The following is an 11,704-nucleotide window of genomic DNA, read 5'->3' as shown; positions in this document are numbered from 1 at the left end:
TTCAGCCTCCTATTTTATTTCTTCTAGTAATATGTATATATATCCTTCATCTTCTCTAGCGTCGCTTATTTCTTTTATTTTGAATTTAGTTTCAGCTGGTACTAGTATTTCTGCCTCATTTTTCATGTCTGCATCACTGCCGAGTAAACTCATTGTTTGATTGTAGACTTCATCTTCCAATAGTTCGTCTATTTCATCTTCTTCTAACCCTAATTCCTCTAAGTCGTCATAGTTGAAATATTGTACTTTGTATCCTGCAACTTCATTTTCTACATGTAGTAAATATTTTATGTCTCTTGAAGCTTCTGGTTTGAATTCTGAATTATCATCATTTCTATCTGTCCAGCTTGTAGCTACTCCTTTGTTATTCCATGCTTGCCCTTCTTTTATATCTAGTTCATAGTTTGTGCATATTATTCTGCCTATATCGGTTTTTATGTTTTTTAAATTTGCTATTAAATTCTTTTTTTCTTTATCGGTTATATTCATCTCTAATATATTTTTTATTTCTTCTCTGTTTTTAAATTTCATTTTATTCGCTCCTTTTCTTTATCTTAATTAAATTATACTACAACGTAACGTTATTGTCAACATTTATTAAAACTATTTTTAAAGAACTTTTCAACTTTTTTCTACGAATAGACATAAAAAATAAGGGTAAGCCGTAAAGTCTACCCCAAAATACACTAAATCAATCCTAAAGCATTTAAAGCTACTTTCTAGCGTTTTTGCATACTCAATAGACTAATTGCATTAGGCTTGTCTTTTCCGCTTAATCTGTGCTAAATATGCAAGCTATTTTTACACTACTTTTGATTTAGATTCCAAAAAATAAAAAAAGACCGAGGATTACTCCCCGGTTATAGTCAAAGCTTCTTCTAATAATTTTCCTTTGTTTATTTCGTGAACTGCTGCTTCTATTAAAACATTTAATTGCTCCATAGTAATTTTTATTCCTATGTTTTTCAAGAAATTTATAACATACTGCTTTTTCTTACCACCCAAACCAGGCTTATTGAAAATTTGTTCTGCTGCTTGTACTGCAAATTTAACCCAAAATTCAATATTCTTCTGTTGTTCTACTGTGGTTTTACTCTTGATATAAGGTATAACTATGAGAGTAAAAATCGTACCTATTAAAGTTATTATTATTGTTCCTATTTGTACTACAGCATCATTATTCATTTATTTACCTCCTAATTTTTCATATAGTCTAATCATTAATACAGCTGCTTGCTCTCTAGTGAGTGGTCCTAAAGGATTAAAATTCCCTTGGCCATCTCCTTCTATTAACCCTAATTCTTTAGCTTTCTCGATGTACTTAGCTGACCATCTATTATCATCTACATCATTAAATGCTTTTCCCATGCTTTTAGCCTCCTGAATAAGTATTTTCTTATCTAAGCTGGTACCAGGACATGTTTTTTTCACTCCTGGCCCTTCTCTATGAAATTTAACTGAACTCTCTCTATAATTCTCTAAGAAATACTTAATAAGTCTTAATATGCTCTCTTTCTGCTCTCCTTCTAACTTGTCATGACCTATATCAAAATTACCTATCATTTCTACTGCAAAGGCTCCTGTATTCCATCCTTTTATTGAAGCTGGTGTAACATTAAAAGGTCTGCCAGTTACCCATAATCCATCAGGAGTAAGTGATACATGTTGCCCTATATCTTGCCATTTATTAGTGTTTACGTGATAGTTGTACATACCTTGTTGCAGTGCTATGTGATTATTGCCATTAAAATTTGAATGACTAGGTTTCCATGTGTGATGAATATGTAATTGCTTGAATTTATAATTATCTAGCATTTTTAATAATTCTTCTGTAGTGATGATTTTAAATTCTTTCAATTTTATCATCCACCTTTTTTTCAAATTCTTGGACAAATCCATCTTCATCTAATATTTTATCCTGCTTTTTCTTGGTCCATCTAATAAGCCACCCAACATCTGCTCCCGCATCAGATAGATTCTCTAGAATACTTTGGGATTCTCGTAAAAAAATTACCGCATAAACTACAGTACCAAAAAAGACTCCTACTTGTTGAAGTGGAGTAACTCTGTAAGCAAGTCCTGCCAGTATAGCAATTATTAGGTATGCAGTAAGTTTTATTCTTGTTTTTGCCCATAAAGTTCCTGAGAATATTAATCTAGTCTTAACAGCATTTTTATATCCATGTGCTTCATGACTTAAAGCCATATACTTTGTAACTATGTCTAATAGCATTGTTATTCCTACTGCAATAGCTGCAGTTTCATAAGCAGAATCAGGAAACATTAGATAGGAAATCATCGAAAGAAACATAGCTATGTATGGCTTTGCTCCACTTAGTGCTTTTTCTATATATTCACTCATACTCCACCCCCTGGTGAAAATTAAAAAGAAGGGCATAAAAAATACACCCTTCTTACTTGGTGTAAATTTAAGCGTTAACGCCTTGATTAGTATTTATACTGCTGTAGTTTCATTAATTAAGTTGTTAAGTTCATCATACTTCGCTTGTGCCTCTTCACCTTCTCCGTAACTTCCTGACGTGAAGAAAGTCATATTTAGTAAAAGCAAATCATCTTTATTCACATACGGGTTATTACTTTCAATTACTCTCTTTAACAAACTATATCTATACATTTACAACACTCCTTTATTTTTTATATTCCTGATAAAGCTAAACGAGCTTCTATGTCTAATAAATGTGCATCTGTTCTTTGCTTATATTCCTGATAGTCCTTACTCATTTGAGTAATCATTTCTAGAGCACCTTGCAATGCTGCAGCTGCATTGATAGGATATGTTACTGTTTTCTCTCCATCTGTACTTAACTCTGGTGGATAATAGTAATCCCAATCAACCAAATCTCCTTCAACTAGGTCAGAATGAGTAAAACTTAGTTTGTTTGCTGCAATTACTGCTTTGCTCTTATCCAGTTCAATATAGCTACCATCTAGTTTATTTACTTTTCTAATAAAATCTATAAAATGTATAGGATATTCAGTATGAGTCACGCTACATCCAGTTGCACTATCATAAGATACTGTCACTTCTGGAATTACCTTTTCAAATATTACTGTACCATTTTCATAACAAGTAAGTGGACTAGTACTAAGATTATAAGTTTTAACTGCATCCTCCGAATACTGATAATTTAGTGTGATTGGATATTGATTTAAGTACGCTTTAAATTTAGCAGGAATATCTATTCCTGTCATTGCATCAACTTTTGCTTTTTCGATATTAATGTACAACCTACCATTTGAGGTTGTATATCCCATACTGATATTTCTTTTATCTAAATCTGCATTTGCTAAAACACCAAAATTTCCATCACTACAATAACCAATACCACTATTATCTATGCTTTGCTTCATATTATTAGCGATACAATAATTATCCAAATACATTCTATAAGTATTAGTGAATGTATATAATCCCGTCCATGTTAAATTACCGTCTAAAATTACTTTTTCTGTATTCTTCTCAGAATAATATTTCCCATTGCTATAATACAATCTATCTCTTGTACCATTTGGAACGCTTCTAGCTTCTTCTATTTCCCCTGTTTCAGAATTTGTACATAAAATGTATGTTTTATCGGATTTGTAGGGTTCGTATAATATTGCTGTAGAGTCCATATATAAAACTACATTAAGTTCAATATTTTGTAAACTACCTGCGTTTGTATAAAATGATATATCATAATATCCACTTGGTAAACTAAATACAAAAGGTACATTGGGCGATATAGCCTGTGCTATTAAAGTTTCCCCAACGTTTGTAAGTTGAACTAAAACTGCTGATCCGTTTATAATATTTTCATTAAATTTTTTTGCTATATATGTTTCTCCATTTTGAAAAAACATTGTATATCTAGCTTCAGCACGATTCGCTGTATTTATAGAATTATTCAACACAATTTTTTTACCGTTCCATGTAGCACGTATTCTTCCTGTGTCACTATAGATAGAATTAGATTCATCAAATATATTCTTCCCAACGCTCGTCAATTTTTGTGCCATAACTGTAGATTTAACACCTGTGATGAACGGTTTAACTGTATCAGATTCCTCTATCATCATGCCGTCAGCGTAAAATGTAATTGATTGTGCTAAATCTGTTCTAACTAGTAATCTTGCTTTTACACCATTTATTCCAAAATTAAAAGTCACAGAAACCTTTTGCCATGTTGATGTTAATGTAACAATTTGTGTGCCGCTAGATATTGCAGTATCACTTGAGTCTCTTTGCGATAATTCTAGTTTTACTGTTCCACTACCTTTTAAATATGCAGATGCAGTATAAGTCTTATTTGGCAATGCACTTACAGATGATAAAAAGAATCCTTCATTGCCAGCACTTCCATCTGTAACTACTTTTAATGACTGAAATCCGAAAGCTTTTTCGTTAGTAGTTACAGATAAAGTTGAGCCAGCCGAATTAATACCCTCCAAGCCATATTCGACATTTGCTTGATTCTCTGTGAGTATATTTATTCTACTATTTCCACTAAAATCTACGTTAACTTGCCCCTTAACACTGTTATTTAGCGTTATTTTGTCTGAGGTTGTTGGTCCTATTGTTAAATATTTTGCTTTTTCTATATCTGTTATCTTTGTATCGAGTATATCCATGTTGTTAGTAACAATGCTTGGTATATCTGCAATGTCCCCATAATCTGGCTTTTTTAGATTTAAGTTCGGTGTGTATTGCATTTTATCACTCCTTTCGTAATCCTTTATATACGTTATGCTGTTATATCTAAATCCATTTTAAATTTAGTGGCCACTAAAGACCATACATAGGCTTGAATCCCACCACCCATGTCTACTAAGTTCTCTCCTTCATAATAAACATATCCTGTAATATAAAAATTTGCATTTGTTTTAATTAAAGTAGGCATAGTTGAACTATCTTTACCATCCCAAACATTACCTTGAGTATCTTCTATTTTTATTATCATTTTTTTTGTGAACACTTTATCTAAATAATTTTGATAATTTGGAATGTCAAAAAATTGTAATTCATCACTTGTTGTATTTACTTTTATCTTAAATGGCTTATTTTTAAAGTCATCTGTAAGTTGAACAAAATATTTACAGTTTAAATCTTGTATAACTTCAGCTTCTGTTGGTTCAGGTTGGCCGTCGTCTCCCTGTCTAAAATCATATCCCCATTCGCCGACGGTAATCAATGCCCTTTCGTAGAAATACTCTCTTTTAACCTCTTGCCCTGTACTTGTATCTATAGCTACCCTATAAGCTCCACCATCATAGAGCTGTGCAAATTCTTGTTTTGTAGCATCTTTATAAACTAAAAAACCTTTTGAAGGACTAATTTCTACTAGCCCATCTGGTGAAACTTTAGGAGCATATTCCTCCAAGTCACTTTTTGTAGGTATATCCGGGGAATCTAATATTAGCTTATTATCTTCAAATTTAAGTACATTTTTAAAGCTAAACGTACCATCATCTAAGTTTATCCATGTAGAGCCATCTACACTTCTAAGTAACCCTGTATTAATCATATTAGCTGTTATAATATTAGCAGCAACTAACATAGCAACTATACTGCCATCTGCTGTTATAGCAGCAGTGTATGGTCCATCAACACCAGTAGAGCTGTAACCAAAACCACCTATACCCCATTTCCATACCTTTTGTGCTTGTGCTAAGTCTGGACTATCAGCTACATAAAAAGCATCTGTACCTCGTATAGCGTAACCACCTAGCATACTAGCAATAAGCTGTGTAGCATTAAGTTGTGCTTGTTCTAATGTTGTTAGTTTATCTGCTGTATCTTTTTCTAATTCTTTTGTTAATCTCTTAATTTCTGCAATTTTCTTGTTCGTAGAACCTTTATAACTTTTTGAAATAGCAGGTAACCCTTTAGCAATTAATGTACTAGCACCTCTGTATTTGTAAGTGCTATGCGTAATCAAAGTATTATATATATTACCATCTCTATCTGTCTGCACAATTATATCTCCTGCTTGCATAGCTGGATTACCTTGCCACGAACTTTCAAACGGCACAAATACAGTATCTTTTATATTATTTAAAATATTAGGTAATACAGTTTCATAGTTACCTTGCAATAAAGGATTTTCACTTAAATCAACAACATATTCGTCACTTCCTGCAAGGTATGTTGTATCATCAACGGTTGTCATTACTCCTTTAATTTGTACTAAATCATCACTTGCTTTGAAATTGAATCTGTTTGAAGGTTCTAGGATGATTCCGCTATTTTTATACCAGACAAACTCTAAAGATCCCGTCCTGTTGAACCTTGCAAATGTTCCTGAAAGTTCTGCTATATAACCAATAATATCTCTAAAACTAAGATCTTGCGATTTTTCTTGCACTACATAGTCCATGTTAGGAAAGCTAGTTGTACCAACTTGTACGTCACACATATTACAAGCATCTACATATATTTGATATAAAGTAGCTGGATAACCTAGATTTGATAATTTATAAGGTTTTTCTAGTTCTATCATATTGTCTATTGCTTTAAGTTTAATAGTGTTTCTTTGTCTTAAAGGTTCATCTATATTAAATCGTCCTAAAGGTACATACTCATATATGTCTTGTGCTAACTGTCCAAATGTAAATTGCTTTAATTCTTCAAATGTATATTGTTTTAAATCTTCAAATGTTAAATTCATGCCTTGTATAGTCTCTAATCCTACTGTTGCTATTACAGTAGCACCCATAAAGCTTATGTTTTCATACTCAGGCTTATTTAATATTTCAAATTCTATAGTAGATGCAACTGTAGCACCTACTGTGAATTCTTCGCCTGATTGCGAACTTTCATTATATATTAAAGTTCCACCAACTATGTCTTTATCAGATAAAATTAGCACTCCTTGCGAGTGCTGTATCTCTATAACTATCTTAAAAAATCTATTTAATTCTTTAATTTTACTCTTGTATAATTCCGATACTGGATACATATATCCACCACCTAATATTCAGTTAAACTAAAACTTATATTCCAACGTATGTCATTTTCTCTGTATAATGCTATTTCTATATTTCTATCTCCTGCATACATAGTTTTTGTTAAAAATCCTTTTGAAAAAGGAAATGTAACCTGTATACTTGCAGGCTCTACTGCATCTAGAATAGTATTTAGTTTTGTATCTGTAATTGCTTTCCATTCAAGTTCTATCTTGTAAATGCCTTGCCTAATTCTGTCTCTTTGTAAGAACCCTAGTTCATTTCTATTTGTGTCACTCGAATCTAAGTCAGATTGAGGAATTTTCATAGATGAAGGTGCAGGTAAGTCTACACCATCAATATTTAATATAGCCATTCTGCACCTCCTATACTTGTATTACAGTTTTCCCACTTATTCTATTCTGTCTGTTAATATTACTAATAACCTTTTCTGTTATTGTGTCTTCGCCTATTTTAATAAGTAAACTTATATTGCCTTGACTTCCACCAATAACACTTGCTATTTGATTAGCTAGATCATTTATCCATCCTGTGTTATTTTCTAAAGGCATTACTGCTTCTTTTCCTGCTTCTCCTACCATAGCTAAAGTAGGGCTATCTATTATACTTCCACGTGCTAGTTTAGGTATTTTAGAAATATTAATTCCCCACGATCTGCCACCAAATCCAGGCACCCAATCAGGAACTTTTATATTTAATTTGTTTAATCCACCTATAACTTTGTTTATAGCATCTATGATTAGATTCAAAGGGACTTTAACTATTCCGAATAAGCTATCAAATATACCTTTGAATATGTTTTTTACTCCTTCCCAAGCTCTACGCCAATCGCCTGTAAATACGCCTGTAATGAAATTTATTAAACCTCCAAAGGTAATTTTTAATCCATTTATTACATCGCCTATCCCCTTAGTAACAGTATTGAATGTAGTTTTAAAATTCCCTGCCATGTAATTAGCTAAAGGTTTTAATACATTCATCCATAAAAACTCAAATACCTTTACTAAGGATTCAATAATTGGCTTAAATATACTTGATATAAACATTCCTAATGGTACTAAAACATTATTCCACCAAACAAGGAATATATCTCTTACTGCTTTTATTATTTCTATAAACACAGTTCCTATAAAACTTCCTAAAGGCACTAATACATTTTGCCAAAGTATAATTGCTACATCTGAAACAGTTCTAAATGCGACCGCCAAAACATCTATAAGTATCCTTCCAACAGGAACTAATACAGAATTCCATAACCATAGCAAAAAGTTACCTAAAGGTTTTAGTGCATTATTCAATAGCCAAATACCAGCTTGTTTACTAATTTCAAAAGAACGTGCAAACATCGTAATTAAAACTTGTGCAAAAGGCACAGTAACATTTTGCCATAGCCACATCATTGTTTCTCCAAGCTTTTGTAATACAGGAGATAGTGCAGTTTTTATCCTATCCCAAAGATTATCTACTCCATTTTTAAAGTTTTCATTGCTTTTATATGCACCTATTAAAGCACCAATCAATGCTCCTATTGCAGCTACAACTAGTAGTATAGGATTTGATGCTAAAAACACCCACGCACCTTTAATGACACCTCCAAGTTTAGTGAATGCACTTGCAACACTTGCGATTGCAACGGGTAGATTATTGTATAAAAAAACTCCTGCAATAGCTCCACCAATAGCAGTCACTGCAGGAATAATTATATTTTTATTCTCTACTATAGCATTTTTCATATTAGTAAATGCAGTTTTAACTTTTTCAGCCATTTCCTTGGCTTTGTTAGTCACTTCATTCATGCTATTTACTAAAGGTGTACTTTCAATTCCACTCATTTCTAGACCACTAGTACCACCAATAATACTATCAGTTCCTGCACCACTTTCATTCTTACCACCTATTTGGTTTATTTCGTCGAAATTTCCTAATGCACCTTTTGCTTGCTTACCTGCTTTTTCTGTTGCATCTCCTAACTCTGTAACTGCACTAGCTTGTTGCTGTGTAGCTTTAACTTGCTGTTGTGCTCTAGCTGTACCAAATAAAGCCTGTGAAAATGCTGCTAAAACATTTGTTACGTATTCTAGTTTACTTGCCAATGTAGTAAGAATAGGAAGTACTACATTGTATATTGGTAAAAAAGCCTGTCCTAAGTTAAGCCTTACGTTTTTTAAGGTTGCTATAAACATCATTTGCTTAGTTGCTGTTGTTCCTGCTAGACTATTCCCATATTTAGTGTTAGCTTGTTCTAGTATTGTCATGAGCCTTATCTGTTGCTGTGTTTGGAAGTTAAGTTGTTGCCAACTTCGACCTCTTGCGAATTGTTTAAATGCCTCTGTGCTTTCAATCATTGCCACATTAACGTTTATTCCTAAATCCTCAATAGCTTCTGTATTTCCTAAAAGACCAGATCTAATTCTCTCCATAGTATCTTCCATAGTTCTTCCTGTAGCACTTGCGACCACTGCACTAGCCTTTAATAATTCCGTTGTACGTTTAGTTGTTTCTTCAGTTCCTTTACTAAAAGTACTAATTAAATTGCTATAAGTAGCACCATATTTAAAAGCCTCTTCCCTAGCCATTCCGTAAGATTTAGCCTGTGTTTTTGCCCAATTTTCAAATTCATTTGCATTATTGCCCATAGTTCTACCAAGTTGCGTTATAGAGCTCTCTACTTGCATAGCTGCCTTTGTACTGTTTTTAACTCCTCTTGCTATAGCTATGCCACTTAAAGCTAATCCTAAGCCTTTTATACTTTTTATCATGGTAGATTTAAATCCATTCATACGTTTTTGTGCTTTATTGAATTCATTGTAAAGTCCACTAAAGTTTGCTCCACCACGTACTATAAAGTTACTCTTTGCCAAATGTTCTCACCACCTTATGTGAGCATGAAAAAAGCACCTACATAAGTAAGTGCTTTAAATTATTTATTTTCTATTATCCATTTAATTGTTATATCATCCCAAGCATCTGGTGTAAAATGTACTTCTATTTTCTTCCAATCCCTTGGTACTTCATAACCTAATATTCCAGTTAATTTTTTGCCAGCTGCTATTGTTCCATCTAAAGTTTTTGTACCTTCTTTTGCCGTTTGCGCTGATAAGCTTTCATTCATAGATTCATCATCTGTATAGGCATTAAAGCTTAGCATCGAACTAATATTAATTTCCTCAGATGATATATTTTCAATAGTTACATTTAATAATACAAATTCTTTTCCATCTGCTGGCCTAATAAAATCATTTCCTTTAGGCTTTTCTATATCTGATATAGTAGCTTTTATCTTATTTGTCTCTACTGTTTCGCCTAATTTAAAAAACTCAGGTTCTTCAGGCGTCTTTTCTTCAGCAGGTTTATTTTCAGATACTACCTGCTTCGACTGTGAATCTTCTGAAACTTTAGGCTTATCTTCTCCTCTACCACCTATTATACTTATTGCTATAATTACTACAATGACAATAAACCACCACCTTTTATAGAATGGCTTTTTTGGTTTTTCTGGTGATTTATTGGATGAATCAGGTGAGCCATATGCTCCCATAATAAATTCCCCCTTAGAAATATTATTCATCTCTATATTACAAAATATTTCTAATAATTTCAAGTCTTAACTTTACCACCAAACATTGCATTCAAGACCTTAGCTTGTTCTATCATTTGCTTATCCGTCATTACTTTCTTTTCTCTCTTTATTTCTAATATTTTTTCTATGTCAATTTTCTTTTGCCATACCCATCTAGAAATCAAATAAGCTTGATAAATACTTTCTTTGCTTTCTGATTCTTTCTTTTTAGCATACTCTTGTACTGCTAAATTAAGTTGATATGGTGTCATATCGTCATATTCACTTATGCTTATTCCTATATGGATTGCAGCTTTAAGAGATTCCTCCCAATTCCATTTACTTACTTCTTTTTCTTCTGTGCTGCAATCCTCTGATCGTTTTTTTCCTGTTCACCAAAATTTCCAAATGCTGCAGCAAATGCTTTTTCTATATATTCTATTAACTTCCCAAAAGGAACTAAGTCTAATAGTTCTTCCATATCTTCAAGCTTTAAAGCTTCATTGTTATTTTTAGCATCAGTTAGTAAGCCACAGTACATTATTTTTTCTATATCTTCAAAGTTTATATCATCCATCTCGACAAAATCATCCATGCCTTTACCTGTCATTGCAGTTAAAGTTTTCAATGCTCTATGACCAAACCATAACATTCTTGGTCTATCTAACTTAATTATTACAACATCATTTTTATCTGACATAATTATTCCTCCCAATATAAAAATAAAAAGGCTAGGATAGTATCTTAGCCTATGGTGTTACTGTTAAAGTTGGTGCGCCTGACACCTTTATTGTAGCTGAAAATCCTAATGGATCCTCTAAATCTGCTGATGTAGAAAATCCTGTTACTACACCATTGAATTCCCACTTAGTATTAGTTTCAGCAGGAAATTGAATTATAAAAGCTTCTGTTGCTCCACTCTCGAACAAGTCATATAGTTCTTTTTGTCCCTTGCCTGTTTCAGTCTCTAAGTAACCTTCTAAAGAAACTTCTCCTGCATCCTTAAATCCTGCTATAAACTCTCTATATCCACCATTAGAATCCAAAGTAGTTACATCTATTGTATCTGCAGAAAGTTCTAGTCCTCCAATACTTGTTAAACCTGCTACCGTTACAGGAGTTGTAGTTCCTATTTGTAGCTTAGTACCTAATGCTCTTTTTGCCATCAACATTCACTCT

At 32.7% G+C, this 11,704-nt stretch carries 13 protein-coding genes; all 13 read right to left on the bottom strand.

The genetic code is table 11. The annotated features are described in order from the left end of the window. Positions 1–9: 9 nt before the first annotated feature. A complete protein-coding gene (locus HNR33_RS14570; RefSeq protein WP_429084629.1) occupies positions 10–531 on the bottom strand; it encodes a hypothetical protein in 522 nt (173 codons plus the stop codon). A gap of 318 nt (positions 532–849) precedes the next feature. Further along, positions 850–1,185 (bottom strand): phage holin, LLH family, encoded by a 336-nt coding sequence (locus HNR33_RS14565; RefSeq protein WP_429084627.1) that lies wholly within the window; start codon positions 1,183–1,185, stop codon positions 850–852. Beyond that, positions 1,186–1,857: an S-layer homology domain-containing protein gene (locus tag HNR33_RS14560; RefSeq protein ID WP_429084625.1), complete on the bottom strand. Its 672-nt coding sequence runs from the start codon at positions 1,855–1,857 to the stop codon at positions 1,186–1,188. Continuing rightward, the gene (locus tag HNR33_RS14555) at positions 1,844–2,362 is read right to left on the bottom strand and encodes a phage holin family protein (RefSeq protein WP_429084623.1); all 519 of its coding nucleotides are present in this window, start codon (positions 2,360–2,362) and stop codon (positions 1,844–1,846) included. The genes HNR33_RS14560 and HNR33_RS14555 overlap by 14 nt, the downstream gene beginning before the upstream one ends. Positions 2,363–2,455: 93 nt before the next feature. Then, positions 2,456–2,635 (bottom strand): hypothetical protein, encoded by a 180-nt coding sequence (locus HNR33_RS14550; protein WP_429084621.1) that lies wholly within the window; start codon positions 2,633–2,635, stop codon positions 2,456–2,458. A gap of 20 nt (positions 2,636–2,655) precedes the next feature. Beyond that, positions 2,656–4,713, bottom strand: coding sequence for a phage head spike fiber domain-containing protein (locus tag HNR33_RS14545; RefSeq protein WP_429084619.1), 2,058 nt, complete (start codon positions 4,711–4,713; stop codon positions 2,656–2,658). Between the two features lie 32 nt (positions 4,714–4,745). Next, complete coding sequence (locus tag HNR33_RS14540) at positions 4,746–6,959, bottom strand: hypothetical protein (protein ID WP_429084618.1); 2,214 nt, start codon at positions 6,957–6,959, stop codon at positions 4,746–4,748. A gap of 11 nt (positions 6,960–6,970) precedes the next feature. Next, positions 6,971–7,321, bottom strand: a complete 351-nt coding sequence (locus HNR33_RS14535) for a DUF6711 family protein (RefSeq protein ID WP_429084616.1) — start codon at positions 7,319–7,321, stop codon at positions 6,971–6,973. A gap of 10 nt (positions 7,322–7,331) precedes the next feature. Further along, entirely contained in the window at positions 7,332–9,827 is a 2,496-nt protein-coding gene (locus HNR33_RS14530; RefSeq protein WP_429084614.1) for a phage tail protein, read from the bottom strand. Between the two features lie 59 nt (positions 9,828–9,886). After that, entirely contained in the window at positions 9,887–10,504 is a 618-nt protein-coding gene (locus HNR33_RS14525) for a DUF4352 domain-containing protein (protein ID WP_429084612.1), read from the bottom strand. 59 nt (positions 10,505–10,563) lie between these two features. Further along, entirely contained in the window at positions 10,564–10,797 is a 234-nt protein-coding gene (locus tag HNR33_RS14520; RefSeq protein WP_429084610.1) for a hypothetical protein, read from the bottom strand. A gap of 71 nt (positions 10,798–10,868) precedes the next feature. Beyond that, entirely contained in the window at positions 10,869–11,225 is a 357-nt protein-coding gene (locus tag HNR33_RS14515) for a hypothetical protein (protein WP_429084608.1), read from the bottom strand. 49 nt (positions 11,226–11,274) lie between these two features. After that, on the bottom strand, positions 11,275–11,691 hold the full coding sequence (locus HNR33_RS14510) for a phage tail tube protein (protein WP_429084712.1): 417 nt from the start codon (positions 11,689–11,691) through the stop codon (positions 11,275–11,277). Positions 11,692–11,704 lie beyond the last annotated feature (13 nt).

Origin of the sequence: Brassicibacter mesophilus (genome assembly GCF_050433385.1) — a bacterium.
In the GTDB taxonomy this organism is placed as follows: domain Bacteria; phylum Bacillota; class Clostridia; order Tissierellales; family Proteiniboraceae; genus Brassicibacter; species Brassicibacter mesophilus.
The sequence above is the reverse complement of the archived record's forward strand: the minus strand, read 5'-3'. Positions and strand labels throughout refer to the sequence as shown.